The following is a 16596-nucleotide window of genomic DNA, read 5'->3' as shown; positions in this document are numbered from 1 at the left end:
TTGCTTAAAATCAGTATCCATCAATAGTCTTTGAGACTATTGCATCAGTTCAAAACCTAGACATTTCACATTGTGAAGTGTATATTAGAAGTTGTTGCTTGACCCCGGAATTACCATTAAAAAGGAAGTGATGCCACAATGCCGTTGTGGAAAAGAAATTTAATCGTCGTGTGGATCGGGAGTTTTTTGACTGCCGCTGCACTCAGTCTCGTTTTACCGTTTTTGCCATTATTCATTGAAGAGCTTGGCGTCGATGGACGTCAGGAGATTACGACCTGGTCCGGGATTGCGTTCGGAGCAACGTTCCTCGTCGCAGCCATCGTCTCACCGATTTGGGGACGCCTTGCCGATAGAAAAGGACGGAAATTGATGCTGCTCCGGGCAAGCCTCGGCATGTCGATTGTCATGTTTTTAATCAGTTTTGTGCAAGATGTATATCAGCTTGTTTTCTTACGGCTCGTCATGGGAGCAGTCTCCGGATTCATTTCAGCCGGAATCACCTTGATTGCTTCTCAAACCCCGAAAGAGAAAAGTGGCTGGGCGCTCGGTACATTGTCGACCGGTGGGATTGCCGGTGGATTACTCGGACCTCTGATTGGAGGATTCCTTGCCGACATGATTGGGCTTCGACCCGTTTTTCTCTTTACGAGCGTACCGTTGTTTTTGACGTTCCTCGTGACATATTTCTTCGTCAAAGAAGAATTCGTCCCACTTGAAGTCAAAAAAATGGCTTCCGCGAAAGAAATCATTCAATCACTCCGTCATCCGGAGCTCATCTTGAGTCTATTCTTGACGACGTTCTTGATTCAGTTCGCAGCGCAATCCATCAGTCCGATTCTCTCGCTCTACGTGCGAGAGCTGAGTCCCGGAACGGAACGACTGGCGTTACTGTCGGGTATCGTCGCCTCAGCACCCGGGATTGCGGCATTGATTGCTGCCCAGCGGCTCGGACGACTGTCCGACAAGATTGGAGCGGAACGTGTCTTGTTCGTTGCCTTACTCGTCTTTGCCGCCTTCTTGATTCCGCAAGCGTTCGTCACGGATACGAGTCAATTGATCGTCTTACGGATGGGAATCGGATTTGCGACAGCGGCCTTGATGCCATCGGTCCAAGCACTGCTTCGTAAACACACACCAGCCAATGCGTCCGGACGAATCTTCGGTTACAATCAATCGGCCCAATTCATGGGAAACTTCCTCGGACCGCTCGCCGGTGGTCAAATCGCCGGTCATTTCGGTTTTGAAGCGTTGTTCCTGTTTACCGGTTTGATCGTCATCACGAATGCTGTCCTCGAACGGACGCAAACAGCGGTACTCAGTAAAAAACATTCCTAACACGGAACGCCTCTCCGGTCAGTAACCGGGAGGCGTTTTTTTTCATGTCAACGAAAAGAAGTCATCGAGTTTTTGTTGCTCCGAGTGTTCGAGTGCCTTCATCAAAAGGATGGACTGGGCACGTACTTTATAGTCGGCAGAGTAATGGAACAGTCCATTGTCGAGTTCCGTGATCGCAAGCGGTTCGATGATCGTCCGTGGATGATTGACATCCTTCAATCGTAATGACAGCTCGATTTGGTGATCGACGGGCAAGTGAATCAAGGCTTGAATATTTCAATCAAGAGCTAGGACTTTCGGTTCAACTATTGTTCTCATTACCTTTTTTTGAAAAAAACTCATAATTCAACAGAACCTGACCGATATACTAAACATAAGAGAATTGAACATTAAGTCAATGAGGAGACAAAAACATATGTTACGAGGAATGTACACGGCGTCTGGTGCGATGCAGGCGTTACAGCGGCAACAAGAAATGTTAAGTAACAACCTGGCCAATGCGCGGACGCCTGGCTTCCGCGCCGATCAAGCATCGCTCCGGACGTTTCCGGAGATGATGATTCAACAATCGGGCGTCAATGAACGGACGGGAATTCAATCAAGAGGAACGGTCGGCACGCTCGCGACAGGTGTCTTCATGCAGGCAGCGACGCCGAACTTTGCCCTCGGTTCGATTACGGAAACGGGCAACGCGACGGATCTCCAAATCAGTTCACGGGACGGGTCCGCCCTCTTTACCGTCTTACATACGGATCCGCTGACAGGTGGGGAAGAGACGCTTTACACGACGAACGGTCAATTTGCCGTCGGGCAGGATGGTTTGCTCCGGACGACAGAAAATGATCTCGTCCTTGATGCAAACGGTCAGGCGCTGAACGTCGTCAATGAAGACTTCGTTGTCAGCGCAGACGGAGCGGTGACGGACGGAAACGGACAAGCAATTGGAAACCTTGGACTTGTCGTAACGGATCAACCGGAAACACTCGAGCGGACAGGCAACGGTTTATTCCGCTCTCCGGCAGCACTTGCCGCGGGAGACGTCAAAGTCGACCAAGGCGTGCTCGAACTCGGGAACGTCGAAATCGAGCAGACGATGGCTGAGATGAACAGTGGACTTCGTCAGTTCGAAGCCAATCAAAAAGTCATTCAAGCTTACGACCGGACGGCTGAAAAAGCTGTTTCTGAAATCGGTCGCGTTCGTTAATCGGAGGAGGAAGTCATGCAATCACTTTATACATCAGCCAGTACGATGGCTCAATTACAAAAACAACTCGATACGACCGGGCATAATCTCGCGAATGCGAACACGAACGGCTACAAGCGTCGTGATGCACAGTTCAATGAGTTACTCGTCCGCAACATCAGCAACACACCGGGCGGCTTGGAAACAGGTCCTTTGACGACGCCGGTCGATCTTCGTCTTGGTGTCGGTGGGTATGTCGCGAACGAAGCGACACGTTTTACCGTCGGTGCTTTTCAAACGACCGGACGGAATTTGGATGCGGCACTCGGTAATCCGCATCACTTCTTTGGTGTCATCGATGCAGACGGTGTGACGAAATTCACGCGGGACGGCAACTTTGAGTTATCACCGCAAGGCAACGGACAGATGTTGTTGACGGATGATGCGGGACGCTCCGTCATCAATCAAGCGAACGATGCCATCACCTTACCGGAAAATGCGACGGCGATTGAGCTGAACAAAGATGGCAATATCACAGGTGTCCTCAACGGAGAACGTCGTGTCCTTGCCCGCATCGGTGTCGCGGATATTCCGAACCATGGCGAGTTGACGGATGTCGGCGGTGGACTCTATACGGCGGCCGGGCAATATCAAAATGCTCAAGGGAACCCGTTGACGGTCGGGACGCTCGAGTCCTCGAATGTCGACATGGGGACGGAAATGACGAACTTGACGCAAATTCAACGCGCCTATCAGTTTAATTCGAAAGCTTTGATGACGACCGATCAGATGATGGGAATCGTCACATCACTCAAATAACGCATCTGCTAAAAGCCGCGCCTTCCGGAATCCGGAAGGCGCGGCTTTCTGATGGAGTCATTTTTTTAAGCTCAGGTAGACCGCTGCCATATCTAAATCGGCTTGGTCTCCCGTGTTCGCCTGTTCATACTGTTCATGTGCTGCTTCTGCCAGCGGTAAACGTAACGTGTACCGTTTCGCGGCGTCCGTGATCAACCCCAAATCCTTCGCCATCAACCGAAGCGGGAAAGCAGGGGGGAACTCCTCTGTTCGGTACATGTCCTGTTTGCCTTGGAAGAGTGGTGTATTCATGCCGGACAAAGAAATCATCTGGATGAGTTTTTCTTTGTCGAGCCCGGCCGCTTCTCCGAGCAGGAACGTTTCAGCAAGTCCCTCACCGACGATGCCGAGCAGGAGATTGATGGCAAGTTTTGCTGAGCTGCCTGTTCCGTGGTCACCGAAATGGATACTTTCTTTACCGAGAACATCGAGATACGGCCGGCATGTCGCAAGTGTCTGTTTGTCACCACCGACGAGCATGACGAGCTGGCCGGCTTCTGCGACACCGACTGAACCAGAGACGGGAGACTCGAGATAGGCGGCACCGGCGCGTTCGATAAGTTGCGCTGCCTGTGTTGATTCCTCGGACGAAATCGTACTCAAGTTGACGACGATTTTGTCCGTCAAGTCGCCTGCGAGCAGCCCGTCTGTTTCGTGAAGGACATGATCGATCGCTTTTCCGTCTGCGAGCATGATGAAGATGATGTCCGACTGTTCGACCAGTTCGCGTGGTGAGCGAAGCGATGTTGCCCCTTCCGCGACGAGCGGTGCTGTCTTACTTTCTGTTCGATTGTAGACGTGTAACGGGTGTCCGGCACGGCGAAGACGTAACGCCATCGGGATACCCATATGACCTAATCCTATCCAACCAAGTTGCATCTGTCTGATTCCTCCTGTATGTGTAGAGTCGCTTTAGCTATTCCCTTTTAGGACCTTATGTTAAACGCGACGTAAGGGGCGTTCTTCTTACTAGAAGACTGCGTTTTGTCCGCCCTTGACGGAACCTGAACATGAACAGGTCAAAAAACCCCCGCGTCTTAGTGGACACGGGGGTAAAGACTCATTCAGTTTCGTACGTCAAGATGGTGGAAATGACAGCGACCGGAAAACGAATCGTAAAGGTCGAGCCGACACCGACGGTCGATTCAACATCAATCGTTCCGTTATGGTGTTTGACGATTTCTTTACAAATCGATAGACCGAGACCCGTTCCACCGATTTTGCGTGTCTCTGAGTTGTCGACCCGGTAAAACTTATCGAACAACTTCGACATCGCTTCTTGCGGGATGCCCATTCCTTCGTCGTGAATCTTGATTTCAGCGAAACCATCCTGGTGCTGGACTTCGATTGAAACCGTTCCGCCGTCAGGAGAATACTTGATGGCGTTACTGAGTAGATTGTTTAAGAGCTGTTTAATCTTTTCGCTATCGGCGTCAATCATGATCGGTCCGTTACCTGCGAACACTAACGTATGTGTCGTGTGCGAGGCACCATAGAAGTCGGTCACGTCATTTGCGAGTTCGACGATGTCGAACGTCGACATCTGATAACGTTGCTCACTCGATTCCATACGCTGGACGTCGAGGAAGTCGTTGACGAGGGTCGTCAGGCGACCTGTTTCCGAATGAATCGTCTGCAAGTACTTTAGCTGACGTTCTTCTTCAAATGATTTGTTGAGCATCAATTCCGTGAAACCGTAAATTGATGAGAGCGGAGTCCGAAGTTCGTGCGAGACGGTCGAGACGAACTCTTCTTTCATCCGGTCCGACTCCGTTTCTTTCGTGACATCCCGTAAGACGAGCATCGTTCCGACCCAAACGTTATTGATTTGAATCCTCTCGGCGTAAATTTGGATATAGGCACTGCGCGCGCGAATCGAGACGACGAGACTATCCTTCGGCAAGTTCTGCTCGACGATTTGTTCGATGTATTGTTCGAACGGTTCTGCTTCATCGATGATGGAAGACAAGGCGGACATCGCTTGACGGAAAGAGGAAAGATTACTTTCATCCTGATGTTCCGTCTGAATTTCCGGGAACAGCTTCATCAACGGTTCGTTGACGAGCAGTTCATCTGATTCATGTTCGATGTAGACGACGGCTTCCCGGATCGAGTTCAACAGTTGTCCTGTTTTGTTCTTTTCATGAATCATTTTTTCGTAAATTCCCATCCGCATCAACGAAAGTGAGAGCTGGTGCGAGAAGGAAAGGATATCGCTCATCTGCTCCGGCGTGAAGGCGTCACGGTACCGGACGAGATAGATGCAGGCGATGATTTTTTCTTCATTCGGATCAAGGATCGGCACGGCGACTTCATACATGTAGTACGGATACGGAAGCGGACTTTCGTGTGCGACCTGTTTAGACGAGTGCACCGGACGTTTTAAGACACGCGCCCGGTGGAACAATGATTGATCTTCGTGGATCAGTTGTTCGACCATATCAGGGGTCATCCCGTATTCAATCGTCGAGCGGACATCGTGTTGATCGAGGAACAGCAAGGCTCCGATTTCCGAATGAGTGATTGAGACGAGCTTCTCGATGATTTCCGGATACGCCGTCAATGTTTCGCGGGATGCGAGCGTCTCCGTCAGTTCATTACGATATTTTAGATGTTGTTCGCTTTGCAGGGTGATTTCGAGTGCTTCTTCGAGTTCTTCCTGCTGCGCCTGCAGCTCTTCCTGCTGCGCAACGAGTTCCTCTTGTTGTGCTTGCAACTCTTCATTCTTCGCCAGCATATGGACTTTATTATCCGCAATCGATGCTGCCATTTGATTGAAGGATGCGGTTAACATGTGTAATTCATCGCGTCGTCTCGGTAAGGGAAGTTCTTTGACGTCTTCACCACTTGCGAGTTGTGCACTGTCCCGAGACAACGAATTAATTTGTTTCGTCACCCGGTTGATGAATGGGCGGACGAGTAAGACAAGAATGATGACGAGGACAAGCAGGTTTGACAGCCAAATGAACTGGGCGATGCGCATTTCATTGAGCAGGCTGGCCTTTGCTTCATCTTCTTCAGTCTGAATGAGGTTTAAATAGTTTGTCAGCAAGGCTTCGATTCCAGCCGTATCGGCTTCACCATCAATTTGACTGTTTGAGCCTTTTAGCGTTCCGTCAGAATTGAATAATTCGCTCCCGTTCGAAAGCGAAGCGAGCGTTTTCGGATCAACGAACTGCTCGTCGACCGAGCCTTCCTGTTTTTGTTCCACGTATTGACGTAACAAGGGGACGGCAGTACCGAAATAATCTTCATATAAGTTTCGTGTCGCAGTTGCGTATTGATCGCCTTGCGTATAGATGGCGTTTTGCTCGAACCAGGTCGTCAAGCGGTTGATTTCATCTTGGTTTGTTTTGACGGCATTGAGCATCGCCGGTGTTCCGAACAAGAGGTATGATTTTACATTGCTCTGTGCAGCGGACCATTCGTATGCCAACGCGTTCGCATTCGTTCTTCGTTCACGTAAGTCATCGAATGTCGCATCGGTTTGACTGATTTTTTGTTCAGTATACGTATAGACGATAGCGGATGTGATGCTGAGTGCGATAAAGACTGCATAAAAAGCAAACATCAATTGTCGACCAATCTTTTGATTAATCCATTTCACGTTCGAATCCTCCATATTCTTTTGTATATGTACGTAAATGTGTGAAGACATATGTAGATTTTACTCTGCTTGTTAGCAGTCATCAAATTTTAACACGCAAAGATGTAAAAAAAATATTATATTTAGATGACGGTCCAGCTTATTTTTTTTTAGGAGGATTAGAAGCAGCCGGATAAAGGAAAACTAACTGAGTGAAAGCTATCATTATTACGCATAGGGAAGTGACAGAATGCAAAAAATGTTTGAAAACAAGTGGTATCGTGGCGCATGGTGGGTCATGACACTGCTCGTCATCGTCTGGGTCGGCAATCACGTGACCTTTTTATTTCGCCCACTCGCCATACTCGGGCAAATGGTCGTCCCGCCACTCGCAATCGCCGGGATTCTCTATTACGTCCTTTTGCCGATCGTCGAGATGCTTGAGAAGAAGATGAGTCGGCGTCCGGCCGTGATGGTCGTCTTGTTCGGATTGATTGGGATTATGACGGCGCTTGGATTTATCTTTGGTCCGTCCTTATCAACACAAATCAGCGAATTCGTCAATTCGATTCCGAACCTCGCGACGGAATTTCAGCGTCAACTCGTCGAAGTCCGGAGTCAGCTTGAAAACAGCAGTATCTTTTCTCGCTTCGTTGGGGGACCGGATGACTTGTTCGATAAATTTTCGACGAATCTCTCCGAGTACGCGTCATCCTTCTTAAAAAATGTCGGGGCAGGGGTCGGCGGGTTTGTCAGCTTAATCACGACGACCGTCATCACAATCATCATCATTCCGATCATGTTGATTTATATGTTGTTAGACGGTCATAAGCTAAAAGGCAATCTGGTTAACATGATGCCGTTTGAATTTCATAAAGAAACGAAGAAAATTTTAGAAGATGTCCATGAAACGATCATGAGCTATATCCGGGGACAGGTCATCGTTAGTATCGGTGTCGGAATCATCGCCTATATCGGATACCTCTTCATCGGCATTGACTATGCGATTTTGTTAGCGATGTTCGCGACATTGACGAACATCATTCCGTTTCTTGGACCAGTCATCGGTGTCATACCGGCCTTGATCGTCGGGTTTATCCAGGATCCGATTCTTGCAATCTATGCCATCATTGTCATGACGGTCGCGCAACAAATCGATTCGCACATCATGTCACCACTCGTTCAAGGAAGGACGCTTGATGTTCACCCGTTGACGATCATCATCGTCCTGCTTGTCGCCGGGAACATCGCCGGCTTCTTCGGGGTCCTACTCGGGGTTCCGTTTTATGCCGTCATGAAAGTTATCATTCTTAACTTGCAACGGCTTTACCATCTCCGGACACAAAAGAAGATGGTCATCACGGATGAGGAAAAGACGTTCGATACCATCATCACAAAAAAAGAATGACTTTTTGAATTATTAACGTCGTTCCTTCATACTAAAGAAGCAGTCTGATGTGTTAGGAAAGGGGTAGTGACAGATGGATCAACGTCAAACAGAAGAACAAGCCGATTTATTAGCCCTGCAAAAGTTTCAGCATAACTTCGAGAACAGCTTAAAGTCGAGCGTCATCTACATTTTACGGGATGGGGCGCTGACGATTGGTGAGATTGAACAGCGAATCGATCAGTCACACAGTCAGATTTTAGAGCAACTTCAAGAGTTGATTGAAGATGGACTCGTGATTCAGCAAATGTCAGAAAAAGTTGATGGATTAGCTTACTTTTTGACAGTTCCAGCAGAAGATTTAATCAGACAATTTAAAGAGTCCATCAAATGGAGTAAACAACACATTACCTTCTAATAAAAAAGGTCATCTTCGAGCTATCAGCTTGAGGATGACCTTTTTTTATTTTGTGGAAATTATATGGGTATAAAAGGCTCTTAAATGAATATGGATTTTTATGGGATATTAAGTAATGAAATAAAATTACAATATAAATTAAGAGATTGAAAATAAAAACGGCTTTAATTTATATTTTTAGAGGCAATTAAGCATTAAAAATACTAGATATTAGGTACTATACTTCTATTATAATTGTAAAAAAATGTATTTTTTATTAGTAAAACCCTGCATAATGATGGGTGTAAGGTAATTTTTCTCAAGAAAAGGAGTGTTCAAATGAACAAGAAAACGCCTGATTTCCGAAAGAAGATGAACCGACACCACAGAAACCACACCAAACGCTTGATCAAACTACTCACAGCCTCCTCACTGGCACTATCCCCAATTTCATTTACTTACACCAAGACAGAAGCATCTGAAAAAAAGTTTCAGCCGCAACAGCAACAATTTGCCTCATCCATTAAAAATTCATTAGCACTTGCTCCAGTAAATCGAGTGAGTCTAGCGGATGTACAATTATTGACAGATGTACAAGTCCGAGCGAATTTAACAGAACAATTAGAAAATTATAATTTAGCACTTGGTTTAACGGGCCGAGGATTGGCCGATGCAGAAATTTTGTCGCCAGAACGTGTCGCCGTCTTTAATATTCCGGATCTCGCGGGCAAAATGACGGCGAACGGCAATGCCGACGTGAGCGTAGAACTATTGCCAATCACACTGGAAGACTTGCCGACGCTTAAAGGTCAACTTGATCCTTTAACGACGAGTGTCAATGGCCTTGTCGGAGATTTGGTCACTGAAATTGACATAATTTTAGACAACCCGCTGACAAGCCCGCTTTTAAATGTCCAAGGATTAAATGAACTAGAAGATGCGTTGGCTGCACTCAATAATTTGGACGTAGCATTGTCTGATTTGCTTGACTACAATGGGCAGGCCCCGGTGACTGTCAATGCTGATGGCACGATCGTTGTCAATTTCAGCGATGGATTAGGACAACATCTTGAAACTGCAGTCCAGCAAGTAGTGCAACAAGCGCTACAAGACTTAGTGGATGCAATTGCGAATCTTCAATTGACGGGAATATTAGGATCATCACTGAACTTTGTGCTAACTCCTGTAAAAGAGTTGTTACCATCTGTTAATGGCTTACTAACAGCAGTCGCGAACGATACGGTCAACTTATCGAATGAACTAGTCGGCGTTCAGGTTCTTGGACCGACGACGGTCGACTTAAATGTGCTCGTCGACAAGCCAGCGGGTGTTGATGGTGAAATTGTCGTTACGGGATCAGCCGTCAGTACTACAGCGATTGATGCTGAGTTATTAAGTGATTTAGATGGTCAAACGACGATTGTGTTTGATGAAGAAGGCGATGCGGACGCTGACGCCGACGCCGATGCGGACGCTGACGCTGATGCCGACGCCGATGCGGACGCCGACGCGGACGCCGATGCTGATGCTGACGCTGACGCCGATGCTGATGCCGATGCCGACGCGGATGCTGACGCCGATGCCGATGCGGATGCCGATGCGGATGCCGATGCCGATGCGGATGCTGATGCCGATGCTGACGCGGATGCCGATGCGGACGCGGATGCGGATGCTGACGCCGATGCTGACGCCGACGCGGATGCCGATGCGGATGCGGATGCCGATGCGGATGCGGATGCCGATGCCGATGCGGATGCCGATGCTGACGCCGATGCGGATGCTGACGCTGACGCTGACGCGGATGCTGACGCGGATGCGGATGCTGACGCTGATGCTGATGCCGACGCGGATGCGGACGCCGACGCTGACGCCGATGCGGATGCCGACGCGGATGCCGACGCCGATGCTGATGCGGATGCTGACGCGGATGCGGATGCTGACGCTGACGCCGATGCCGATGCTGACGCTGATGCGGATGCGGACGCTGACGCCGACGCGGATGCCGATGCCGACGCGGATGCGGATGCGGATGCCGATGCGGATGCCGATGCCGATGCGGATGCAGATGCTGATGCTGATGCTGATGCTGATGCTGATGCTGATGCCGATGCCGATGCTGATGCCGACGCGGATGCGGATGCTGACGCGGACGCTGACGCTGATGCTGATGCTGACGCCGATGCTGACGCGGATGCGGATGCCGATGCCGATGCTGACGCCGATGCGGATGCCGATGCCGACGCAGATGCGGATGCCGATGCCGATGCTGACGCCGATGCGGATGCCGACGCGGATGCTGATGCCGATGCGGATGCGGATGCTGATGCTGATGCCGACGCGGATGCGGATGCGGACGCTGAGGCCGATGCCGACGCCGATGCCGATGCCGACGCCGATGCCGATGCCGATAAAGACGGGGATAAAGATCAAGACCATGTTGTTGTTCCAGCACCAACAAACAAACCAACCCGTCCAATCAATACGGGAGTGATCAGTAAACCGACGATGCCGTCGAACTTAGGGGTTCTACAGAAAAAAGCGTCTGTACTTTCGAAACCGGTAACCCGACCGATTGCAAGTAAGCTTCCGAACACATCAGAAAATCTTTTCCTTGTTTCAATGATGGGTATGTTGGCGGTAGTAACCGGATTGTTTGCAAAACTATTCCGTCGCCGTCCCCAGCAATAAGCAGACCGATTAAATAACAGTCATTGTAGCGGAGGGGAAGCTCTCTGCTACAATTTTCATTATTTTTGAAGGAGTGACTTCGGATGGAATTGATGGAACGGATAGAACGAATCGAAGAACAAGTTTTTGCACTAATGAAAGAAGATCAGGCAACTTACTTTTTAAATCAACGCCTCACCGTTTTTCTATCAGTCGGGACGAAGAAACGCCGCGCACGGGTCCATACATTTCGTGGGAAACGAATGGCGAGTATCTTTCAAAAAATCAAAAACTTCTTACTTGAACATCCCGTCGACTACGACTGGATTAAAGTAGATGTTGCAAAGAATTTTCATTTTTGTTCGTTTGCAGAATTAAACGATCAACTTCGTGCAACACGTAAGAATTATTTTCGAAGAGGCATCGCTTTTGATGCTCGCTTCACGTGTGCTTTTTTAGAAGAAGAACTAAATGGGAATGCGATGTTGACGCCGGACAAGGACACGCCGGAACTCCGGGTGAATTTGAAGAACATGACACGATATGTTGAACAGCAGCGTCGAAAAATACCCCGCTTCATCTTTACGGATGAAACGAGCTGTATCTTGTTTGAGACGACGAGCGTCTTCAGTGAAGAGGAGCCGATCGTCATCGAAACGACAGGGACAGTGGAAAAAATCAGAGCCTCTCCACGCACCACTCCCTTTGAAATCAAAACGGTCGTCACGCAAGCGAGTGATTACTTAGCTCGCCAAGTTCAGGCGGATGGCCGCTTCATATATGGTTACTTTTCATGTTTTGACAAAACGATTCAATTTTACAACAGCTTACGGCATGCGAGTACACTTTACTCGATGATTGAAGCGTATGCAGTCCGACCGGACGTGACACTTCAACACGCAATCGATCGCGCGAAAAACTATCTCATCGAGCACTTGATCGTTCAACCGAACGAATCGGCCTATGTCGTCGATTGGGAGCAGGATGCGGAAATTAAGCTCGGTGCCAATGCCGCGGCGATCTTAGCGTTGACGAAATACATGACGACGTTCAAGTCGCGTCGCGAACTCGCGCTGTGCCGCGCCCTTGCGAACGGAATTGTAGGGTTGCAGCAGCCGGCAGGCAACTTCAACCATGTGTTATCGTATCCGTCGCTTGCACTGAAAGAGGCGTTTCGGATTATCTATTACGAAGGTGAAGCGACGTTTGCGCTGCTTCGTCTATACGAGCTCGATCGACAAGAACAGTGGTTGACGAGTGTGACGCAAGCGTTCGACTACTTTATCGCGCACGATTACTGGAAGCAACATGACCACTGGCTCAGCTACAGCGTCAATGAACTGACGAAGTATGTCCCGGATGAACGGTACTATCGGTTCGGACTTCAAAATATCGAACAAAAGCTTGATTTCATTCATCACCGCGAGACGACGTATCCGACGTTTCTTGAGTTGATGCTGGCGGCCCGCGAGATGATCGGCCGGATGCAAGCGGACGGGCAGACGGACTTATTGACGACGTTTCCGCTCGACTGGCTCGAAGCGACGATTGAACGCCGGATGCAGTATCAATTGACTGGTTTTTACTACCCGGAAGTCGCGATGTATATGAAAGTACCGGAGCGCATACTCGGTAGTTTCTACATCCGTCACCACTCCTTCCGCGTCCGGATTGATGATGTCGAGCATAATATCTCCGGGTACTGTCGTGCACTCGAACAAATCCGTCAGAAGGAGGTCGTAAAAGGATGAGACGACACGTCTCGACACTCTTGCTCATCATCGGTGTTCTCCTGTTAGGTTACGTCGGATATCAGAAATTCACGATTGATCGAACGTTGTCCACCGAACTGGAAAAGGCGAAAGCCGTTGTCGTGGAGGCGGAGGAACAGAAGAAGACGGCTGAACCAGAGGCAACGGACACGGAGGCGGTGCCGGTCACGTTTAAAGAAGGCGAGACGCTTGGTTTCTTAAGCATTAAATCGCTCGACATGGAATTACCGCTCCTCGAAGGGGTAACGGACAAAACGCTTGCGAAAGGAGTCGGGCACCACCCGGACACGGCTTTTCCTGGACAGGGTGACCGAATCTTCATCGCCGGGCATAACGATACGACGTTTTCAAAAATCAGTGAGCTCGAACCGGGTGATGAGGTCGAACTCTATTTGGCGGATGGATCATACCGCTATGTCATGCGGTCGAGTGAAATCGTCGACGATGAAGATACACGCGTCTTGGCAGCGACAGGAACGGAGTCGCTCGTCATCTCGACCTGTTACCCGTTTTATAACATTGCGAACAGTACGGAACGCTATTTGATTTTCTTAGAACCGATTGAGTAGGGGGAGACGGACATGACAAGAATCGGCATATTACGCTTGAACGATAAACCACAATTTCGTGATAAAATCGCCTGTGTCGTCGCAGCATCGATGGGGATTGAAGCGTTTTTCTTCCGGCCGCAGGATATCGACTTTGAGAAGCGGATGATTCGGGGGATGCACTTTTTGGATGACCGCTGGCATAACGGCTTGTGCGAATTTCCGGATGTCGTCTACAATCACTTACCGTTGACGGACGAGCAAAAAGACATCTTTTCGCGCTTGGCCGACGAGATTCCGTTTACGACACACCGGATCGGCAACAAAAACGTCGTCCTGAAAAAACTTGCGGCTGACGGAACGTTCAAACAATATTTGATTCCGATGCACCGGATTCGTGCGGGGAAGGATTTGATCGCTCTACTGGAACGGTACGGGAAAATTATTTTCAAACCGGCTAACGGCAAGCAAGGGCAACGGATTTATACGATTGAACAGGTCGGCCCGGATCAGTATACGTTCGATTATCTTTTACAAAGTAACACCTGTTCGACAGGACAATTGATCGACCGTATCGAAGAAGAGATTCAACGGAACCCAATGATTGTCCAACCGTTCATCGCTTCGGAAACCATCCACGGACATTCCTATTGTATGCGGATCCATGTCGCAAAAGGGGCGAATGGAACGTGGAAGCTCGTCAAGTTCTTTCCTTTCGTCAGTAACAACAAGCAAGAGTCCGTTAGTCACTTGAGTCACGGTGCCTTTTCGACGACGCGGATGGATATCTTCATGAAGCAAAACTATCCGGAGCAACACGAAGAAATTTCCCGGCAGATTGTGTTGTTCGCCCGTCGCTTCCCGGCATATTTCGAGTCGTTTTATGATTACCCGCTCGATGCGCTCGGCATCGATGTCGGGATTGGAGCGGACGGGAAGATTTATCTGTATGAAGTAAACAGTCTGCCGGGGACGCGTTACGTTGAATTCCAGGCAGAATATTTAGCGATTCAGTACTGTGATTTTTTAGCGAAGCAACCGTACACCGCCAGCAATGGATTGAAGGCGGGCTGGATGAAACAGCGGGTGCGCGCTTAGAGAAGAGGTGACGTGTGAAGACGTTCTTGTTTTATTTGATGACGGCGGCGCTAGTCGTCATCATCCTTGCGAAATTCATGGTCCCGTTGCTCGGTTTTTTCGAGGCGGACGAACCGAAGCCGCAGACGGACCGGACGAGCCTGCGTCTCACGGAAGCCCAGCTAAAACAATTTGATCGGGAAGACCGGATTGGCGTCAGTTACGAGATGGCCGGACTCTCGCTCAAGACGCTTGCCGTCAAGCGGATGGACGCGACCCGTCAAACACCGCTCTTGCTTGTAAACGTTCAAAAAGAAAAAGTCTTACAGGTCAGTGGTGAGGCGACTCGCCTGCTCGCGATTACCGTCAAAATCAAAAATCAATCCGCCGATTCGATTGAGATCGCCCCGAAGCTCGGTGAATACGAAACGGATGGACGGATCGTGACGATTACCGATCAGTTTAATGCATTAAGCGGAACGTATCAGAGTGGGGAAGAACGAATCGGAATCGTCTTCATCCCGACGACGGAAACGAAAATCAGACCGGGGCGGCTCCATGTATTTTATGAGACGGCGTCTGGGGATAAACAATTACGGATTGCTCTGAACGAAAGGGCAGACTAAAAAGATCTTACGCTCGAATTGAACGTAAGATCTTTTTGTTGTGCTTATTTTTGCGTGACACTAAACGCTTCTGGTGACTCGATGCCTGCTTTATTGACGGCCGTAATGATGAAGCGACCTGTCGCATCTTCCGGAAGCGGGAACGCTTTCCGTTCAATCGATTCCGTTGAACCGAGTTTTTTCCGTTTTCCATCTTGTTCTTGATAGATGTTATACGTCACGACTTCATCGTCTTTTGAAGCATACCAGTTCACGAAGCCACCACTGATGCGGACGTTGGTTGCTGGTTTTGGTGGTGTGTTGACGGGATCGGATGCTTTCTCATCAAGCTCGGTGAACACGACGAGACGGTTGTCATACGTCCCTGCATTTTGGTCGTACGTACCGATACACGTAATTAAGTTCAAGTTACGGGTATCGGCAGCACCGAAGATTTTTTCGAGTGGGGCATCGAGATGGTCGTACTCGACGAGTTTCTTGACGCGGAAGACGAGCAGGCGTCCAGATTCATCTTTGATTTTAATAGCGTCACCTTTTTTAAGTTCATGCAGCTTGTAGAAGACGGCAGGACCGGTTTTTGTATCCGTATGTCCGTCGATGACGGCATTACCGATGTCACCTGGTCGTGGTCCGAATTTATACCACCCGACTTGTTGTTCATTTTTGGGTGTACCCATCGCTCCTTTTTTATCGAGACCGACTTGTTCGATGTTCGTTTTAACGTCGAGGGCGTCGATCGTCAATGTCTTCGGAAGTTCGACTTCATTGGTTGAGAGGGTCTTAAATTCTTTTTTAAAGATTTCGGATGGTTTGAGTGGATCCTCCTGTGTCCCGGAAGAAGCCGCGGATTGTGAATCAGCCGTACCTTGCGTGATGTTCGTTTCTGTGTCGCTCGTGTTTCCGAATAATAAGAAAATCAGTGTGCCGACTGAAGCGAGCATCAGGACGATACTGATTGGGAATAACCATTTTTTCAAAACACGTCACTCCTTTCCGAGAGGAAGACCTCTCTATGTAAGAAAAAGGATAGTGCCGAGGGCGCTATCCTTTTTAGTATACCCGATTTCTTATGCGTTTTGACGTTTGCGTGCAACGACGATTCCAGCTGCACCGAGTGCAAGACCGAAGAGTGCGAGTGCACCTGTTGTTGCGTTGTTGCT

At 49.0% G+C, this 16596-nt stretch carries 15 protein-coding genes; 10 read left to right on the top strand and 5 right to left on the bottom strand.

Annotated features, from left to right (window positions below; all coding sequences use genetic code 11):
* Window positions 1-138 precede the first annotated feature (138 nt).
* Window positions 139-1335 (top strand): multidrug efflux MFS transporter, encoded by a 1197-nt coding sequence (locus KNP94_RS13395; RefSeq protein ID WP_088837959.1) that lies wholly within the window; start codon window positions 139-141, stop codon window positions 1333-1335.
* A gap of 42 nt (window positions 1336-1377) precedes the next feature.
* Here the strand turns inward: KNP94_RS13395 and KNP94_RS13390 are convergent, their stop codons facing one another.
* Window positions 1378-1599 (bottom strand): hypothetical protein, encoded by a 222-nt coding sequence (locus KNP94_RS13390; RefSeq protein WP_088837958.1) that lies wholly within the window; start codon window positions 1597-1599, stop codon window positions 1378-1380.
* A gap of 151 nt (window positions 1600-1750) precedes the next feature.
* On the opposite strand from KNP94_RS13390, the gene KNP94_RS13385 reads away from it, so the two are divergent.
* Window positions 1751-2539 carry a flagellar hook-basal body protein gene (locus KNP94_RS13385; RefSeq protein ID WP_029331728.1) on the top strand — a complete coding sequence of 263 codons (789 nt, stop codon included), beginning with the start codon at window positions 1751-1753 and terminating at the stop codon, window positions 2537-2539.
* Window positions 2540-2554: 15 nt separating this feature from the next.
* Complete coding sequence (locus KNP94_RS13380; protein ID WP_214805820.1) at window positions 2555-3337, top strand: flagellar hook-basal body protein; 783 nt, start codon at window positions 2555-2557, stop codon at window positions 3335-3337.
* A 57-nt stretch (window positions 3338-3394) separates the two neighbouring features.
* On the opposite strand, the gene KNP94_RS13375 is transcribed toward KNP94_RS13380, so the two are convergent.
* Window positions 3395-4255 carry an NAD(P)-dependent oxidoreductase gene (locus KNP94_RS13375; protein ID WP_214767751.1) on the bottom strand — a complete coding sequence of 287 codons (861 nt, stop codon included), beginning with the start codon at window positions 4253-4255 and terminating at the stop codon, window positions 3395-3397.
* A 181-nt stretch (window positions 4256-4436) separates the two neighbouring features.
* On the bottom strand, window positions 4437-6983 hold the full coding sequence (locus KNP94_RS13370; protein WP_215115829.1) for an ATP-binding protein: 2547 nt from the start codon (window positions 6981-6983) through the stop codon (window positions 4437-4439).
* A 229-nt stretch (window positions 6984-7212) separates the two neighbouring features.
* Between KNP94_RS13370 and KNP94_RS13365 the strand changes: the two genes are divergently transcribed.
* From KNP94_RS13365 to KNP94_RS13335, 7 genes are all read left to right on the top strand, one after another.
* Window positions 7213-8370 (top strand): AI-2E family transporter, encoded by a 1158-nt coding sequence (locus KNP94_RS13365; protein WP_088837953.1) that lies wholly within the window; start codon window positions 7213-7215, stop codon window positions 8368-8370.
* A gap of 73 nt (window positions 8371-8443) precedes the next feature.
* On the top strand, window positions 8444-8767 hold the full coding sequence (locus tag KNP94_RS13360) for a winged helix-turn-helix transcriptional regulator (protein WP_088837952.1): 324 nt from the start codon (window positions 8444-8446) through the stop codon (window positions 8765-8767).
* A gap of 318 nt (window positions 8768-9085) precedes the next feature.
* Entirely contained in the window at window positions 9086-11434 is a 2349-nt protein-coding gene (locus KNP94_RS13355) for an adhesive domain-containing protein (protein WP_215115828.1), read from the top strand.
* A gap of 83 nt (window positions 11435-11517) precedes the next feature.
* On the top strand, window positions 11518-13164 hold the full coding sequence (locus KNP94_RS13350; protein WP_215115827.1) for a hypothetical protein: 1647 nt from the start codon (window positions 11518-11520) through the stop codon (window positions 13162-13164).
* Window positions 13161-13754, top strand: a complete 594-nt coding sequence (locus KNP94_RS13345) for a class D sortase (RefSeq protein WP_088837949.1) — start codon at window positions 13161-13163, stop codon at window positions 13752-13754. The genes KNP94_RS13350 and KNP94_RS13345 overlap by 4 nt, the downstream gene beginning before the upstream one ends.
* A gap of 12 nt (window positions 13755-13766) precedes the next feature.
* On the top strand, window positions 13767-14831 hold the full coding sequence (locus tag KNP94_RS13340) for a YheC/YheD family protein (RefSeq protein ID WP_088837948.1): 1065 nt from the start codon (window positions 13767-13769) through the stop codon (window positions 14829-14831).
* Window positions 14832-14845: 14 nt separating this feature from the next.
* Complete coding sequence (locus tag KNP94_RS13335; RefSeq protein ID WP_215115826.1) at window positions 14846-15436, top strand: hypothetical protein; 591 nt, start codon at window positions 14846-14848, stop codon at window positions 15434-15436.
* 44 nt (window positions 15437-15480) lie between these two features.
* On the opposite strand, the gene KNP94_RS13330 is transcribed toward KNP94_RS13335, so the two are convergent.
* Window positions 15481-16413 (bottom strand): class F sortase, encoded by a 933-nt coding sequence (locus KNP94_RS13330; RefSeq protein ID WP_214767737.1) that lies wholly within the window; start codon window positions 16411-16413, stop codon window positions 15481-15483.
* Window positions 16414-16503: 90 nt separating this feature from the next.
* Window positions 16504-16596, bottom strand: a 93-nt coding sequence (locus KNP94_RS16170; protein WP_214770648.1) for an LPXTG cell wall anchor domain-containing protein, incomplete at its 5' end; no start/stop codon positions are given.

This window comes from Exiguobacterium sp. s80 (assembly GCF_018618725.1).
Classification (GTDB): Bacteria; Bacillota; Bacilli; order Exiguobacteriales; family Exiguobacteriaceae; genus Exiguobacterium_A; species Exiguobacterium_A oxidotolerans.
Note: the sequence above shows the minus strand (reverse complement) of the source record. Positions and strands in the feature narration are given on the sequence as shown.

Excerpts from the sequence above, each read along its gene's own strand:
- KNP94_RS13395 (WP_088837959.1), top strand. The coding sequence starts at position 139 with ATGCCGTTGTGGAAAAGAAATTTAATCGTCGTGTGGATCGGGAGTTTT.
- KNP94_RS13385 (WP_029331728.1), top strand. The coding sequence starts at position 1,751 with ATGTTACGAGGAATGTACACGGCGTCTGGTGCGATGCAGGCGTTACAG.
- KNP94_RS13380 (WP_214805820.1), top strand. The coding sequence starts at position 2,555 with ATGCAATCACTTTATACATCAGCCAGTACGATGGCTCAATTACAAAAA.
- KNP94_RS13375 (WP_214767751.1), bottom strand. The coding sequence starts at position 4,255 with ATGCAACTTGGTTGGATAGGATTAGGTCATATGGGTATCCCGATGGCG.
- KNP94_RS13365 (WP_088837953.1), top strand. The coding sequence starts at position 7,213 with ATGCAAAAAATGTTTGAAAACAAGTGGTATCGTGGCGCATGGTGGGTC.
- KNP94_RS13360 (WP_088837952.1), top strand. The coding sequence starts at position 8,444 with ATGGATCAACGTCAAACAGAAGAACAAGCCGATTTATTAGCCCTGCAA.
- KNP94_RS13355 (WP_215115828.1), top strand. The coding sequence starts at position 9,086 with ATGAACAAGAAAACGCCTGATTTCCGAAAGAAGATGAACCGACACCAC.
- KNP94_RS13350 (WP_215115827.1), top strand. The coding sequence starts at position 11,518 with ATGGAATTGATGGAACGGATAGAACGAATCGAAGAACAAGTTTTTGCA.
- KNP94_RS13345 (WP_088837949.1), top strand. The coding sequence starts at position 13,161 with ATGAGACGACACGTCTCGACACTCTTGCTCATCATCGGTGTTCTCCTG.
- KNP94_RS13340 (WP_088837948.1), top strand. The coding sequence starts at position 13,767 with ATGACAAGAATCGGCATATTACGCTTGAACGATAAACCACAATTTCGT.